General features: G+C 66.1%; 14 protein-coding genes and 1 pseudogene. 5 read left to right on the forward strand and 10 right to left on the reverse strand.

Going from position 1 to position 14,496, the window contains the following annotated elements; all coding sequences use genetic code 11:
* Positions 1 to 47 precede the first annotated feature (47 nt).
* From ACVIGA_RS16395 to ftsE, 5 genes and pseudogenes are all read right to left on the reverse strand, one after another.
* On the reverse strand, positions 48 to 803 hold the full coding sequence (locus ACVIGA_RS16395) for an SDR family NAD(P)-dependent oxidoreductase (protein WP_456667170.1): 756 nt from the start codon (positions 801 to 803) through the stop codon (positions 48 to 50).
* Positions 804 to 1,051: 248 nt separating this feature from the next.
* Entirely contained in the window at positions 1,052 to 1,813 is a 762-nt protein-coding gene (locus tag ACVIGA_RS16400; protein WP_456667171.1) for a lysophospholipid acyltransferase family protein, read from the reverse strand.
* A 1-nt stretch (position 1,814) separates the two neighbouring features.
* Positions 1,815 to 2,534, reverse strand: a complete 720-nt coding sequence (locus ACVIGA_RS16405) for a YdcF family protein (RefSeq protein ID WP_456667172.1) — start codon at positions 2,532 to 2,534, stop codon at positions 1,815 to 1,817.
* A 159-nt stretch (positions 2,535 to 2,693) separates the two neighbouring features.
* Positions 2,694 to 3,666: pseudogene (locus ACVIGA_RS16410) on the reverse strand (cell division protein FtsX).
* Positions 3,659 to 4,318, reverse strand: coding sequence for a cell division ATP-binding protein FtsE (ftsE, locus tag ACVIGA_RS16415; RefSeq protein ID WP_021079468.1), 660 nt, complete (start codon positions 4,316 to 4,318; stop codon positions 3,659 to 3,661). Before ftsE ends, ACVIGA_RS16410 begins: the two are co-directional and overlap by 8 nt.
* Positions 4,319 to 4,484: 166 nt before the next feature.
* Here ftsE and ACVIGA_RS16420 point away from each other — a divergent pair, with 166 nt between their 5' ends.
* Together ACVIGA_RS16420 and ACVIGA_RS16425 are read left to right on the forward strand one after the other, a co-directional pair.
* Positions 4,485 to 5,345 (forward strand): MJ0042-type zinc finger domain-containing protein, encoded by an 861-nt coding sequence (locus ACVIGA_RS16420; protein WP_456667173.1) that lies wholly within the window; start codon positions 4,485 to 4,487, stop codon positions 5,343 to 5,345.
* Between the two features lie 37 nt (positions 5,346 to 5,382).
* Complete coding sequence (locus ACVIGA_RS16425) at positions 5,383 to 5,760, forward strand: response regulator (RefSeq protein ID WP_029079732.1); 378 nt, start codon at positions 5,383 to 5,385, stop codon at positions 5,758 to 5,760.
* A 293-nt stretch (positions 5,761 to 6,053) separates the two neighbouring features.
* Here ACVIGA_RS16425 and ACVIGA_RS16430 read toward each other — a convergent pair whose 3' ends face one another.
* Positions 6,054 to 8,681 carry a TIGR02302 family protein gene (locus ACVIGA_RS16430; protein ID WP_456667174.1) on the reverse strand — a complete coding sequence of 876 codons (2,628 nt, stop codon included), beginning with the start codon at positions 8,679 to 8,681 and terminating at the stop codon, positions 6,054 to 6,056.
* Between the two features lie 170 nt (positions 8,682 to 8,851).
* Between ACVIGA_RS16430 and ACVIGA_RS16435 the strand changes: the two genes are divergently transcribed.
* Together ACVIGA_RS16435 and ACVIGA_RS16440 are read left to right on the forward strand one after the other, a co-directional pair.
* Positions 8,852 to 9,235, forward strand: a complete 384-nt coding sequence (locus tag ACVIGA_RS16435; RefSeq protein ID WP_456667175.1) for a carboxymuconolactone decarboxylase family protein — start codon at positions 8,852 to 8,854, stop codon at positions 9,233 to 9,235.
* Positions 9,236 to 9,333: 98 nt separating this feature from the next.
* Complete coding sequence (locus ACVIGA_RS16440; RefSeq protein WP_456667176.1) at positions 9,334 to 10,245, forward strand: NAD(P)-dependent oxidoreductase; 912 nt, start codon at positions 9,334 to 9,336, stop codon at positions 10,243 to 10,245.
* A 183-nt stretch (positions 10,246 to 10,428) separates the two neighbouring features.
* On the opposite strand, the gene lysA is transcribed toward ACVIGA_RS16440, so the two are convergent.
* The 3 genes from lysA to argH form a co-directional block, all read right to left on the reverse strand.
* The gene (gene lysA / locus ACVIGA_RS16445; RefSeq protein ID WP_456667177.1) at positions 10,429 to 11,694 is read right to left on the reverse strand and encodes a diaminopimelate decarboxylase; all 1,266 of its coding nucleotides are present in this window, start codon (positions 11,692 to 11,694) and stop codon (positions 10,429 to 10,431) included.
* 16 nt (positions 11,695 to 11,710) lie between these two features.
* The gene (lptM, locus tag ACVIGA_RS16450; RefSeq protein WP_212318253.1) at positions 11,711 to 11,980 is read right to left on the reverse strand and encodes an LPS translocon maturation chaperone LptM; all 270 of its coding nucleotides are present in this window, start codon (positions 11,978 to 11,980) and stop codon (positions 11,711 to 11,713) included.
* Positions 11,981 to 12,072: 92 nt separating this feature from the next.
* Complete coding sequence (argH, locus tag ACVIGA_RS16455; RefSeq protein ID WP_456667178.1) at positions 12,073 to 13,470, reverse strand: argininosuccinate lyase; 1,398 nt, start codon at positions 13,468 to 13,470, stop codon at positions 12,073 to 12,075.
* 128 nt (positions 13,471 to 13,598) lie between these two features.
* Here argH and tlpA point away from each other — a divergent pair, with 128 nt between their 5' ends.
* The gene (gene tlpA / locus ACVIGA_RS16460; RefSeq protein ID WP_456667179.1) at positions 13,599 to 14,279 is read left to right on the forward strand and encodes a thiol:disulfide interchange protein TlpA; all 681 of its coding nucleotides are present in this window, start codon (positions 13,599 to 13,601) and stop codon (positions 14,277 to 14,279) included.
* On the opposite strand, the gene ACVIGA_RS16465 is transcribed toward tlpA, so the two are convergent.
* Positions 14,280 to 14,468 (reverse strand): putative motility protein, encoded by a 189-nt coding sequence (locus ACVIGA_RS16465; protein WP_092123268.1) that lies wholly within the window; start codon positions 14,466 to 14,468, stop codon positions 14,280 to 14,282.
* Positions 14,469 to 14,496: the final 28 nt, after the last annotated feature.

The raw sequence follows: 14,496 nt of genomic DNA on the forward strand, positions 1-14,496 counted from the left end.
CTTTCCCTGATGGCGGAAAGGTGAACCGGGCTGACGCGCCGCTGCCGCTAATGCATCGCCATCGGATTGCCGCCGTCCACGACAATCGTCTGCCCCGTCACGCTGTCCATTCGGCAATAGGCCACCACAAGCTGGGCGATGTCATCGGCGCTTCCGGTTCGTCCAAGGACTGACTGGGCGCGCGCCGTTTGCCGCATGGCTTCGGGCACGCGCTCCGCCATGCGCGTTCCTTCAACCAGGCCGGGGGCAACACAATTGACGGTCACTTCGGGCGACAGCGTGACTGCCAGGCAATGGGTGAGGTGGATCAATGCCGCCTTGCCGACCGCGTAGGCGATACTGCTGCCGCCTGGTGCAACCCCGGCGATTGAGGCAATGTTGACGACGCGACCGGCCTTGTACCGCCGAAGCTCGGAGGCAAAGCCGCGCGCCAGCAGAAATGGTCCGCGAAGATTCGTTTCAAGGATCCGATCCCAGATCTCGGGCGTCAAGGCGTCGAGTTCCTTGAACGGGATGCCGACGTTCCAGGCAGCGTTGTTGATCAGGATATCCAACCGACCAAAGTGGCCGGTCACGGCTTTGACACACGCATCGATCGATTGAGGATCGCGCTGATCAAGCTGTACTGCGTGACTGCGCCGGCCAGCTTTCCGAAGCGCGTCGACCAGTTCACCCGCGCGCGCCGTTTCCGCCACGTAGGAAACGGCAACGTCCGCGCCGGCGGCGGCGAGAGCCTTGGCTATCGCCTCTCCGATTCCACCGGAGCCGCCGGTGACCAAAGCAACTTTTCCGTTGAGCTCCATGGCTGGCTTCCCCTTCGTCCACACGAACGGCAACGCTCGAGGCGAAAGATACACGTTTCAGCGCATCCGGCAAAAATTGCGGTAAATCCATGCGCGTCCGTGTCCGGGCGAATACGCTGTCTTTATCTCCCGCCTTGATCGGACCAATGACTATCGGCTTTCGACGCTCGATCGGCGATGATCTGGTTCGCTGATGCATGCCCCCGCGATTCTGTGCGACGGGAGGCCGAGCGTGAACGAGATCGGCCCTACCCCCTTGCCTCGCCCGGCACCCCGCCGAACAGTTGCGCCTGCTCGGCGCGGCCGGCGTCGACGATGCGGGTGGTGGCGGTTTCGATCTGGTCGCGCAGGCGGGTCATGAACTCGTCGCGCGGCAGGCCGGGCGGCAACGGATCGAGGAATTCGACCACCAGCGTGCCGGGATAGCGCATGAAGGTGCGGCGCGGCCAGAACAGCCCGGAATTGAGCGCGATCGGCAGGCACGGCACGCCGCTCTCGGCATAGATCTGCGCGACGCCGGCCTTGTAGTTCGGCGCGGCGCCGGGCGCGGTGCGGGTGCCTTCCGGAAAGATCACGAGCTGGCGGCCGAGCTTCACCTCCGCAGCCGCACGCTTCAGCGTCTTGATCAGCGAGCGCGGGCCGCCGCCGCGCTCGACCGAGATCATGCCGACCTTCTTGAGGTACCAGCCGAACACCGGGATCATCATCAGCTCGCGCTTGAGGATGAACAGGGGGTGCTCGAAGAAGCGCACCAGCGCGAACGTCTCCCAGAACGACTGGTGCTTGGAAGCGACGATCAGCGGGCCCTGCGGAATCTTCTCGATGCCGCGGAACTCGATCCGGATGTTGCAGATCACGCGCATCAGGAACAGGCTGGTGTTGGCCCACGCGGCCTCGATCGCCATCATCGCGCCGCGCGGCAGCAGCAGCGCCGGCAGCGCGACGATGCAGAGCAGCACCAGCACCAGATAGAACAGCACGTTGAAGATCAGCGAGCGCAGGAAAATCATTTCAGTCCTTGTTCGCCTGCGCCGTTGCCGGGCGGCGCGGCGTAGCTGCCGGCTGCTCGGCGAGATCGGAGGTCAGGTCGAGGCCGATATCGGCCAGCCGCACCCGCATCTCCGCAGCGACATATTTGGCGTATTCCGATAGCAAGAGACGGAACGTTCCGCCACTCGTCCACCACGGCTCGTCGCGCCATTTGTCGCCGACGACCGCGAACGGGATCAGCGTGATATCGGGCATCGCATGTGACAGTTCCACGATCGCCCTCGGCATGTGGTAGTTCGAGGTGACCACGATCAGCGACTTGAAGCCGCGTTCGTGCGCCCAGCGCCGCGTCTCCGCCGCATTGCTGCGGGTGTTGACCGCCGAGCGGTCGAGATCGACGCAGCATCGCATCAGCCCCTGGCTGTCCGGCACCGAGCGGGAAATGTCATTGGCGTCGTTGGTCGGATGCACGCCGGAGATCAGGAGGCGCTTGCCGTAGCCCGCCGCCAACAGCTCCATGGCGTCGGACACCCGCGACGAGCCGCCGGTCAGCACCACGATGCCGTCGGCATTGTGCGGCGGATCGGTCTCGACGCCGCGCAATTGCGACAGGAAGCCGATGAAGCCGACCGCGGCGGCAATGAAGGCAAGCGCCAGCGGCACGACGATGACGACGCGCAGCCAGCCGCGCGCCTGCGCGGCATGGCCTTTCGGCGACGTATCGTCGGGCTGCAAACTCATGTGATGCTGATATCCTTCCCCCCGGGGATTTTAGAGCATGATCCGGAAAAGTGGAAACCGGTTTTGCCCGGCCAGGCCGGCGCTGATGCGCGCGAAATCACACTCCGGCGGCGACACGCGATCACGAAACCGGCCCCATGATTGCGACGCCGCGGGCCGTCAGTCGATGTCGTCGAGCGTGGCGAACAGGGTGCGCCGCGACGCCCATGCGGTGATCGCCGCGATCAGCACCGCCTGCAACGCCAGGACGAGGTAGCCCGACGGACGCAGCGAGAACGTGCCGAGCAGAGCCGCGAACTGGTCGCCCACCGGCGTGCCGGAGAACCAGTTGGCGATCGACTCGGAGAAGCCGAACGCAAGCATCGCCGCGCCGCCGCCGATCAGCCCGCCCTCGAGACCGAGCCGGAGGAAATGCCGCAGGGAAGCGGTTGGCGATGAAGCTGTCGCCGGCGCCGACGAAATGCAGCACCTCGACGATCGGACGGTTGGACGCCATCGCGCCGCGGGTCGCGAACGACACCGAGATGATGGTGGCGATGATCACGAGGATCAGGATGCCGACGCCGGCAAACACCGTGGCGCCGGTCATCGAGCGCATGCGCTCGATCCAGGCGCGGTGATCGTCGACGCTGGCGGTCGGCGCGACCTGCGTCACCCGCGCGCGCAAGCCGGCGAGATCGAGCGTGGTGCCGGGCTGCACCCGCGCCACGATCACGCGCGGCACCGGCAGTTCGTCGATCGAGAGCCCGCTGCCGAGCCAGGGCTCCAGCAGCTTGGCGGATTCCTCCTTGCTGAACGGACGGACCTCGAGAATGCCGGGCTGCGCCCGCATCGCCTCCACCGCGGCCTGCGCGTCGCGGTCGAGGTCGCGGCCCGGCGAGGGGCGCACCTGGATGGTGATCTCGCTCGACACTTCGGACTGCCATTCGGCCGCCGACGCGCTGACCAGCAGCACGGTGCCTGTCGTCAGCGAGGCGAGGAAGGTCATGATCGCGACCACCGCGACCAGCGCGCGGCCCGAGATCGAGGCGCGCGGCACGATCGGCGACATGTTGCGCGCGGTGGCCGGGACCTGCGGACGCTCGCGCCCGAGATCGACCAACGACACTTTCTCGTCGCCGCTCCTACTCATAGATGTGCAGCCGTCCCTGATGCAGCACCAGCCGCCGCGCCTCGTATTGATCCATCAATGTAATGTCGTGGGTCGCGATGATAACCGCGGTGCCGGATTTGTTGAGCTCGATGAACAACCGCAACAGGCGGCGTCCGAGCGTCGGATCGACGCTGCCGGTCGGCTCGTCCGCCAGCAGCAATTGCGGCCGCGAGATCACCGCGCGCGCGATCGCCGCGCGCTGCTTCTCGCCGCCCGACAGGATCGGTGGCAGCGCATCCATGCGCTCGCCGAGGCCGACCCATTTCAGGAGGTCGATCACCTCGCGGCGATAGGTCGATTCCTCGCGGCCCATCACCCGGAACGGCAGCGCGACGTTCTCGTAGGTCGTCATATGGTCGAGCAGGCGGAAATCCTGCAGCACGATGCCGATGCGCTTGCGCAGGTCGGCGACCTGGTCCTTGCTCAGCAGGGAGACGTCCTTGCCGAACAAATTGACCAACCCGCGGGTCGGCCGCAGCGACAGGAACAGCAGCCGCAGCAGCGAGGTCTTGCCCGCGCCGGACGGCCCGGTGAGGAACTGGAACGAATGCGCCGGGATCATGAAGGAGAGGTCGCGCAAAATCTCCGGGCCGAGCCCGTAGCGCAGACCGACATTTTCGAACCGAACCAATGCGCTAGCTCCGTTCGAGAGGGCCTGTGGCCCAATACCCAATACTGGCGGCCCGCCGAGCGGCCGCGAACCGCACAGAAAGCTTGTGCGTCGGTTATGGTTTCCGATTCGTTAACGGTCGCTCAGTAGCATCCGGGCATACCACACGGTCGAGATTCGGCTCCATATGCATATCGTTTGCCCGCATTGTACAACATCCTACGCCATCAATCCGGCCACCCTGGGTGAGGCCGGACGCACGGTCCGTTGTTCCCGCTGCCGCGAGGTCTGGCTGGCCCGTCCGGAGGACGCGATCGGGGCGACCGCGCCGACCTTGGCCTATGAGGCCGCCGGCTCCAATCTCGCCGCCGAATGGGACGCGATGGGCCGCGAGGAGGCTGACACGACCCCGATGGTCGAAAGCCCCTCGATTTCGGCCGATTTGCCCACCGAGGACGCCGCCACGGAATGGCCGGCGGTGGCCGAGGCGGATGCCGCCGCCCATGCCGGCACCCAGGACACCGCCGGAAAGCGCCGCTTCCGCCTGCCGCGGCTTCCCCGGCTGTTACGCCTGCCTTCGCTGCCCCGGATACCCTTCATGCCGGTGATCGGCGCCCTGCCGACCACCTGCGCCGCGATGGGCGCGCTGATCATTGCGCTGTTCGTCTGGCGCAACGACGTGGTGCGGCTGCTGCCGCAGACCGCGCTGTTCTACAAGATGGTCGGGCTCGACGTGAATTTGCGCGGCCTCGCCTTCAAGGACCTCAAGATCACCAACGAGACCGTGGACGGCAAGCCGGTGCTGGTGATCGAGGGCATGATCGTCGGCCAGACCAGGAAGCCGGTCGAACTGCCGCGGCTGCGCTTCTCGGTCCGCGACGCCCAGGGCGCCGAAATCTATGCCTGGAATGCGGTGCTGGAGCAGCCGGTGCTCAATCCCGGCGAGCGCGCCTTCTTCAAGTCGCGCCTCGCCTCGCCGCCGCCCGAAGGCCGCAATATCGACGTACGCTTCTTCAACAAGTATGACCTCACCGGCGGCCGCGCCTGAGGCTGACGGCCACCACTTTCGGAAACCGACCATCGCCATGACGCGTGTTCTGATCGCCGACGACGAAGACTCGATGCGCTCGCTGGTGGCCCGCGCCATCGCCATGGACGGCCACGAGACCGTGACCGCGCAGGACGGCGCCGAGGCGCTGGAGATGCTGACGCGCGACGAGGGCGCGTTCGACCTGCTGCTCACCGACATCCAGATGCCCGTGATGGACGGCATCGCGCTGGCGCTGACCGCGGCGCGCGACTTTCCGGAGTTGAAGATCCTGCTGATGACCGGCTTCGCCCACCAGCGCGAGCGCGCCTCAGGCCTCGAAGCGATCGTGCATGACGTGGTGACCAAACCGTTCTCGGTTGCCGATATCCGCACCGCGGTGGCGGACGCGCTGGCGGCGAGGAAGGCGAGCTAGGGCGTCATTGCGGGGCGAAGCAACTTGCCTCACATTCCGTGTCATGCCCCGCGAAAGGGGGCATCCAGTACGCCGCGGCCCTCTCGATTCCATCGCTGGCGCCTCTGGAATACTGGATCGCCCGGTCGAGCCGGGCGATGACAGTAGAGGGCGCGGAGCCTTCGCCTCCGTCATTGCGAGCGAACCGAAGCAATCCATGGTTCAACGCAGGCGGAAGCATGGTTTGCTTCGTCGCTTCAGCGTAAAATTGCTTTGCAATTTTGTCGCGAGCTCCTCGCAATGACAATTGAGCCTCAATAATCCTTCAACAGCCGCTCGATGTAGTCGAGCTCGAACTGCGGGCGTGACGGATCGGCGAGGCGGCGGCGCAGCTCTTCGAGGATGCGGCGGACGCGCTGGACGTCGATCTCGCCGGGGATCTTCACCGTGTAGTCGTCGCCGAATTCGCGGCCGTGCAGCGGCCGGCCGAGCGGATCGGTCTGGTTGCCGCCGCTCTGCTGGCGGCCGGCGCGGTTGCCCGGGCCGTCGCCAGGCTGATCGCCGTCGCCCTGCTGCATCGCGTCGGCGAGGCTCTGCGCGCCCTTGCGCAGCGCATCCAGCGCGCGGCCTTGCGAATCCACTGCACCGTCGGCATTGCCCTCGCCGAGCCGCCCGGAGGCATCGCCCATCGCGGAATCTGCCTGGTCGAGCCCGTCGCCGTCATCACCCTGATCGCCGCCCTGGTCGCCCTGCTGGGCCTGGTCGCCCTTCTGGCCTTGCCCCTTCTGGCCCTTCTGGCCGCGCTGCTCCGGTCCCATGCCGCGCTTGGCGAGCTCTTCCTGCAGCTTCTTCAGACGATCGCGCAGCGCCTGCTGATCCTGCTGCAGGTCGCCCATCGACTGGTCGCCCTGCTTGCCGCGCATCCGGTCGCGACGGGAGTCCTGGCCCTGCTTGAAGGTCTTGTCGCGCAACTGCTGCTGCTTGCGGATCATGTCGCCGAGCTCGTTGAGCGACTGCTGCATGTCGTCGTCGCCCTGATTGGGCTGCGCCATCTGCAGGTTTTCCAGCATCTGCTGCATCTGCTCAAGTAGCTGCCGCGCCGCATCCTTGTCGCCGGAGCGCGACAGCCGCTCCATGCGATCGAGCATGTTCTTGAGATCCTGCTGGCTCAGCACCTTGGCATTGGGATCGAGAGGGCGGGCGAGCTGCTGCGGATTGTTGCGGAACTGCTCGACCATCTGGCGCAGGAAATTGTCCAGCGCCGCGCGCAGATTGTCGGTGAGCTTCTTGATCTCCTCGTCGCTCGCGCCGCGCTCCAGCGCCTGCTTGAGCGCGTCCTGCGCCGCGCGCAGCGCCTTGTCGACGTCACTGATGTTGCCATCCTCGATGGTAACGGCGAGCGCCCATAGGCTGGCGACGACCTCGCGCAACTGGTCGTCGGTGCGCGCCGCCTCGAGCTGGCGGCTCACGGTATGGAGGCCGAGGTAATAGCCGGTTTCCGGCATGAACATTTCCGGCGCGATCATCAGCGCGTCGAGCGCGACGTAGACCTGGCCGTTCTGGTTCGCATCGAGCGCCAGGATACGGCGCTGCTCGATCAGCGCGCGCGCCAGGGGCTTGGTGAACAGCCGCTCGGGCAGCCGCATGTTGAAGGGCTCGCTCCTGCCCTCATTGCCGGCCTCGTCCTTGGCGGTCAGCGTCAGCGTCACGTCGGCGCCGGCGTAAGGATCTTCGCTGAGATCCTTGACGGTCTGGCCGACGCCATTGCGGGTGCGCGCATTCGGCAGCACCAGCGGAAATTGCGGCGGCTCGAACAGCGGACGCGGCTGCGCCGCCTTGCCGTCGGCATCCTTTGACGCTTCCTTGGGCGCATCGGCCGGCCGCGGCGCGAACTGCGCGCTGGCTTCGGTGACGCCGTAATCGTCCTCGAGCCTGTAGGACATCTGCAAGGCGCCCCGCGCCTGCCGCTCCGGGTCCTTGGCGAGCGCAATCGACGGCGGGCGGTCCGGCGTCGCGGTGAATTTCCACTGCGGCTGGCCGGCCGGGGCGCGAACATGCGCGGTGCCGTCGCCGGTGATCTTGAAATGCCGCTCATTGGTGCCCTTGGGCGCCTGCCCCTCCGGCGCGACCTCGGCGACGCCGCCGCCGACCACGACGTCGATGGTGCCGCCGCTGGAGCGCACCAGCAGCGTGCTGCCGGCCGGAACCGCGAGCGGGGTCGAGTCGGCCGCGTTGGCGTCCTTGTTGGCGTTGGACAGGATGATCGGCGGCTTGCCGGTGTAGTTCGGCGGCGTTACCCAGGCGTCGACCCGGACATTGGCCGGCGCCATGATGCCGTTCCAGTCGAACGCGGAGGCGACCCGCAGGCCGCGCTCGTCACCGGCGGCGACATAGGTCGCGACCAGCATCACGATCACCAGCGCGCGCAGCGCCCACGGATCGTGCAGCGAGACCCGCGGCCGCGGCAGGCCGGCGCGGATGCGCTTGATCGAGGCCAGCGTGCGCTCGCGCTGCGCCTGCCAAAGCGCCAGCGCGAACGGATCCTTGTTGGTGAGCGTGTCGGAGAGCGTGGTCGCCGGGCGATGGCGGACGCCGGCGCCGCGGTCGAGCCGGCTCAGGCCCTCCTCGCGGCTCGGCCAGCGGAAGCGCAGCAGCGGCAACAGCGCCACGAGCGCGGCAATACCGAACAGGCCGGCGCCGGCCACGCGTGCTGCAAACGGCAGCACCAGCCACAGCCCGGCCCAGGAAGCGACCAGGAACAGGCCGGCGACCGTCAGGAACCGCGCCAGATGCGGCCACGCCCGTTCCCACGCAATCGCGAACTTTGCCCGCTGCAGAGCCTCGGCCAGCTTCAATTGCGTCAGCTTCAGCCGCGCGTCCGCATCGCTGTCGTTGACGGCGCGTGACGGGTTCTCAGACGGGTCGATGTTGGCTCCGCTCAATAAGATCTCCGGGTAGCCGGCAGGTCAGCCTAGCACAGCGGCGGCTTTGAGGCACCCGTTCCGCGACGTAACCCACACCGGGAAATACGCATAACACGAAGGCGTGACTGCGGCGGTTCGACCCCGTAACGTCCCGGCCGAACCAACGCCTTAACGCATGAGGAAACGACATGGACCAGAAGACGCACGACAAGGGGCTCGAAATCCGCAAGGCGGTGCTCGGCGAGGCCTATGTCAACAATGCGCTGAAGAATTCGGACAGCTTCAACAAGCCGTTCCAGGAACTGGTCACGGAATATTGCTGGGGCGCGGTCTGGGGGCGCGAGGAATTGCCGCGCAAGACGCGCAGCATGCTCAACCTCGCCATGATCTCGATCCTGAACCGGCCGCACGAACTGAAGGCGCACATCAAGGGCGCGCTGACCAACGGCGTGTCGCGCGACGAGATCCGCGAGATCTTCATGCAAGTCTCGATCTATGCCGGCATCCCGGCCGGCGTCGACAGCTTCCGCATCGCGCGCGAGGTGTTCGCCGAGCTCGACAGCAAGGCGTGAGGCGCACGCCGCCTCCGCATCGTCGTCCCGGCGAAGCCGGGACCACATCGAACGTGGGGCGCGCGGCTCGGCACATAGGGACGTAGAGGAAACGACATATGGAAATCGGATTCATCGGCCTCGGGAAGATGGGCTTCCCGATGGCGCGCCGGCTGATCGAGGCCGGCCACAGGCTCACCGTGTTCGACACGAGCAAGGAGGCACTCGACAGGCTGGTTGCGCTCGGCGCCGCAACGGCAACGTCACCGAAGGACATCGCCGACCGCGTCGAGACCGTGATGGCGAGCCTGCCCTCGCTGCAGGCCTCGCTCGAGGTCGCGACCGGCGCCGGCGGCGTGATCGAGGGCAAGCGCGTCAGGCGCTTCATCGATCTCTCCACCGTCGGCTCGCAGATGGCGGTGAAGATCCACGACCTGCTGGCGAAGAAGAACATCGTGCAGATCGACAGCCCGGTCTCCGGCGGCGTCTCCGGCGCCGAGAAGGGTACGCTGGCGGTGATGGTGTCGGGCCCGCGCGCCGATTTCGAGCTGGTGAAAGCCGCGCTCGACGTCATCGGCAAGGTGTTCTTCATCGGCATCAAGCCGGGCTCCGGCCAGACCATGAAGCTCGCCAACAATTTCCTGTCGGCGACCGCGATGGTCGCGACTTCGGAAGCCGTCGTGATGGGCGTCAAGTCCGGGCTCGATCCGGCGGTGATGATCGACGTGATCAACGCAGGCTCGGGGATGAACACCGCGAGCCGCGACAAGTTTCCGCGTTCGGTGCTGCCGCGCAGCTTCGACTTCGGGTTCGCCACCGGCCTGATGGTGAAGGACGTGCGGCTCGCGGTCGAGGAAATGCGCTCGCTCGGGCTGTCGATGGAAGTCGCCGAAGCGGTCGGCCGGCTCTGGGAAGTCATCATCCGCGACGAGGGACCGGACTCGGATTTCACCGCCGCGATCAAGCCGATCGAGAAGGCCGCGGGCGTGATCGTCGGCGGCGGCAAGGGCGGCAGTCACGCCGCGAAGTAAGCGCCGTCGACAAGATAACGCCGTCGTCCCGGGCAAGCGAAGCGCGACCCGGGACCCATAACCACAGGCTTTCGTGGCTTGGCTGAGCTGAGGCCCCAGCTCAGCACGACAATCGAGAGCGGTGGTTATGGGTCCCTGCTTTCGCAGGGACGACACCGTTTTAGTGAGGCGCGACGCCGGCCATCACAGCCAGGGCGCGGGCTTGTCCATCGCGATCAGCGCGTCGACGTCGATGCGTGGGCGGACCACGGCGTACTGGTCGTCCTTGACCAGCACTTCCGGCACCAGTGCCCGCGTGTTGTAGGTGCCGGCCTGCACCGCGCCATAGGCGCCGGCGGTCATGATCGCCAGGAGATCGCCGGCCTTCGGCTGCGGCAGCGAACGGTCGAGCGCGAGATAGTCGCCGGTCTCGCAGACCGGGCCGACCACGTCGGCGACCATGGTCGGTGTGCCCTGCGCAGGCTGGCGCACCGGCAGGATATCGTGATGCGCTTCATACAGCGTCGGCCGGATCAGGTCGTTCATCGCTGCGTCGATGATCACGAAGTTCTTGGCATCGCCCGGCTTCACATGGATCACGCGGCTGACGAGGATGCCGGCATTGCCGACGATCAGCCGGCCCGGCTCGAACATCAGCGTGCAGCCGAGATTATGCGTGACGCGCTTAACCATAGCGGCATAGGCCGCCGGCGCCGGCGGGGCAGCGCGGTCCATGTAGTAGGGAATGCCGAGGCCGCCGCCGAAATCGACATGCGAGATGTCGTGGCCGTCGGCGCGCAGCGTCTGCACGAATTCGGCGAGCAGCCGAAATGCGGCCTCCAGCGGGCCGAGATCGGTGATCTGGCTGCCGATATGTACGTCGGTGCCGGTCACCTTGATGCCCGGCAGCTTCGCCGCGCGGGCATAGACCTCGCGGGCGCGCGCGATCGGAATGCCGAACTTGTTCTCCGACTTGCCGGTTGAGATCTTGGCGTGGGTGCCGGCATCGACGTCGGGATTGACCCGCACCGAGATGCGCGCGGTCGTCTTCATCTCGACCGCAAGGCGCGACAGCATCTCGAGCTCGGGCTCGGACTCGATATTGATGCAGAGGATGTCGGCGGCGAGCGCGGCACGCAGCTCGCCCTCGGTCTTGCCGACGCCGGAGAACAGGATCTTCGACGGCGGTATGCCGGCCGCGAGCGCCCGCTTCAGCTCACCGCCGGACACCACGTCGGCGCCGGCGCCGAGCTTGGCCAGCGTGCGCAGCACCGACTGGTTGGAATTGGCCTTCATCGCGTAGCAGACCAGCGCCCTCTCACCGGCAAAGGCCTCGGTGAAGACGCGGTAGTGCCGCTCCAGCGTCGCGGTCGAATAGCAATAGAACGGCGTGCCGACGGCCTCCGCCAGTCCAATGAGATTGACCGCCTCGGCATGCAGCACGCCGTTGCGATAGTCGAAATGGTTCATGACACGCTTTTAGATATTAGTTGCCGAGCAAGGGATCGAGCACGAAAGACCGTTTATTGCCTTTCGACGCGGCCGGCGCGGCATCCGAGCCATAGGTCGGATTGAACACGCTGGGCTGGGCCGCGCGCTCGCTCTCGGTGTCGCCCGGTGCTGTGGCCGGCGCGGCGTTCGCGGTCGGCGGCAGGTCGAGCGGTCCCTTGCGGCCGCAGCCGCCGAGCGCAAGCGTTGCAGCGCTCAGCACAATGATGGCCCATCCCGAGGGGGTCAGGCGGTTCTTGCTAATCACGACGAATTCCCCAATTTGGGCGGCACCATACAAACATTGGCGTGCTCTGGCGAGAGGCGGAGCGCCATGAAATCACGACCAAATTTTCCGGATCAGCCCAATTTTCGCTCTTTTTCCAGCCGCTTGGCCCAGGCTTTGGCCTGGGCCATCACATTCTTCGGCGCCGTGCCGCCGAACGAGGTCCGGCTCTTGACCGAGGATTCGACGCTCAGCACCTTCAGCGCCTCTGCCGTAATCTTCGGTTCGACCTCCTGCATGGCCTTGAGCGGCAGCTCGTGCAGCGCCACGCCCTGTGCCGAGGCCAAGCCGACGATGCGCCCGGTGACATGGTGGGCGTCGCGGAACGGCATTTTCAGGGTGCGCACCAGCCAGTCGGCCAGGTCGGTGGCGGTGGCATAGCCCTCGCCGGCCGCGGCTTTCATCTTCGCCTCGTCCGGCACCAGATCCTCGACCATGCCGGTCATGGCGCGGATCGCGAGCGACAGCGCCTCGAACGCCTCCATGGCCCCCTGCTTGTCCTCCTGCATGTCCTTTTGATAGGCGAGCGGCAGGCCCTTCATCACGATCAGGAGCGCAGTGAGCGCACCGATCACGCGGCCGGTCTTGGCGCGCACGAGTTCGGCGGCGTCCGGGTTGCGCTTCTGCGGCATGATCGAGGAGCCGGTCGTGAACTTGTCGCTGAGCTTGACGAGACCGACCAGCGGCGAGGTCCAGATCACGATCTCCTCGGCGAAGCGCGACATATGCACCGCGCAGATCGCGGCCGCCGACAGCGTTTCCAGCACGAAATCGCGATCGGACACCGCGTCGAGCGAATTGGCCATCGGCCGGTCGAAGCCGAGCGCCCTGGCGGTCGCAGTGCGGTCGATCGGAAACGAGGTGCCGGCGAGCGCCGCCGCACCGAGCGGCGATTCGTTCAGCCGCTTGCGCGCATCGGAGAAGCGGCCGCGGTCGCGGCCGGCCATCTCGACATAGGCCAGGAGATGATGGCCGAAGGTCACGGGCTGCGCGGTCTGCAGATGGGTAAAGCCCGGCATCACGGTTCCGGCATGCTCCAGCGCGCGGGCGACCAGCGCCTGCTGGAACGCGGCCAGCGCCGCATTTGTCTCGTCGATGGTGTCGCGGACATAGAGCCGGAAATCGGTCGCGACCTGGTCGTTGCGCGAGCGCGCGGTGTGCAGCCGGCCCGCCGCGGGCCCGATCAATTCGGACAGCCGCGACTCGACATTCATATGGATGTCCTCGAGCGCGCGCTTGAAATCGAAATCGCCCTTGCCGATTTCTGACAAAATCGTGTCTAGACCTTTGCCGATATTTTTCGCATCAGCTGAAGTGATGATGCCCTGCGCAGCGAGCATCGCGGCGTGCGCCTTGGACGCGGCAATGTCCTGGGCGTAAAGGTGACGGTCGACGTCGATGGAGACGTTGATTTCCTCCATGATGGCGTCGGGACGCTCCGAGAACCGGCCGCCCCACATCTTGTTGCTCATGACATCTCGCTCACGAATTTGTATTTCAGGCCGTGCTGTTTCTTTGGCCGTAGTGGCGAAACAGCATGGCGGTTCCGGACGTATTCCCGGCACTGCATAGCCATATCTGACCCAGGATGACAAACGATATGCCCGAGACGACCCCATCCGAACCGACCGCCAAGCCGACGGCCAAATGGCGCATCCCGCTGGTGATCGGCGCCGTGCTGGCCGGGGCCGTGATCGGCTATATCGGCGTCTCCGGTCTCAGGCATCCCGCCGGCGGCGACGTCGCCTGCAACAGCGCGGTGGATCTGGCGAAGAAGATCGCCCCGCTCGCCCATGGCGAGGTCGCGGCGCTGACCATGGCAACCACGCCCTTGAGGCTGCCCGACCTGACATTCGAGGACGCCAACGGCCAGCCCAAGAAACTCTCGGACTGGCGCGGCAAGACGGTGCTGGTCAATCTGTGGGCGACCTGGTGCGTGCCCTGCCGCAAGGAAATGCCGGCGCTCGACAGCCTGCAGACCAAGCTCGGCGGCAAGGATTTCGAGGTGGTCGCGATCAACATCGACACCCGCGATCCGGACAAGCCGAAGAACTTCCTGAAGGAAGCCAATCTGACCAATCTCGGCTATTTCAGCGACCAGAAAGCCAAGGTCTTTCAGGACCTTAAGAACATAGGCAAGGCGCTGGGCATGCCGACCTCGGTGCTGGTCGACGGCAAGGGCTGCGAAATCGCCAATATCGCCGGTCCCGCCGAATGGGCGAGCGACGATGCGATCAAGCTGGTGAAGGCGGCGCTAGCCCCGGCCGCGGCAGGGTTCTGATCAGGCGACGGCGTTGAGGTTACCGCCGACGCCGGGACCGAGATTGGCGGTCGACGGCGTGCCGAGCAGGGTCTGAACCGCGAACTTTTCCGCATCGAGGTTCTGCTTGGTCACGCGGGTCGCGATCTGACCCTGCAGATTGCCCTGCTGCATCGACAGGATGCTCGACACCATGCTCATCATGTCCATACGCGGCACTCCCAAACTCGGCTCTTGC

The sequence above is a fragment of the Bradyrhizobium sp. USDA 3240 genome (assembly GCF_054063295.1).

Coding starts and splice junctions, on each gene's coding strand:
- ACVIGA_RS16435 (WP_456667175.1), top strand. CDS start 8,852: ATGGACCAGAAGACGCACGACAAGGGGCTCGAAATCCGCAAGGCGGTG.
- ACVIGA_RS16400 (WP_456667171.1), bottom strand. CDS start 1,813: ATGATTTTCCTGCGCTCGCTGATCTTCAACGTGCTGTTCTATCTGGTG.
- ACVIGA_RS16405 (WP_456667172.1), bottom strand. CDS start 2,534: ATGAGTTTGCAGCCCGACGATACGTCGCCGAAAGGCCATGCCGCGCAG.
- ACVIGA_RS16425 (WP_029079732.1), top strand. CDS start 5,383: ATGACGCGTGTTCTGATCGCCGACGACGAAGACTCGATGCGCTCGCTG.
- ACVIGA_RS16420 (WP_456667173.1), top strand. CDS start 4,485: ATGCATATCGTTTGCCCGCATTGTACAACATCCTACGCCATCAATCCG.
- tlpA (WP_456667179.1), top strand. CDS start 13,599: ATGCCCGAGACGACCCCATCCGAACCGACCGCCAAGCCGACGGCCAAA.
- lysA (WP_456667177.1), bottom strand. CDS start 11,694: ATGAACCATTTCGACTATCGCAACGGCGTGCTGCATGCCGAGGCGGTC.
- argH (WP_456667178.1), bottom strand. CDS start 13,470: ATGAGCAACAAGATGTGGGGCGGCCGGTTCTCGGAGCGTCCCGACGCC.
- ACVIGA_RS16440 (WP_456667176.1), top strand. CDS start 9,334: ATGGAAATCGGATTCATCGGCCTCGGGAAGATGGGCTTCCCGATGGCG.
- ACVIGA_RS16395 (WP_456667170.1), bottom strand. CDS start 803: ATGGAGCTCAACGGAAAAGTTGCTTTGGTCACCGGCGGCTCCGGTGGA.
- ACVIGA_RS16465 (WP_092123268.1), bottom strand. CDS start 14,468: ATGGACATGATGAGCATGGTGTCGAGCATCCTGTCGATGCAGCAGGGC.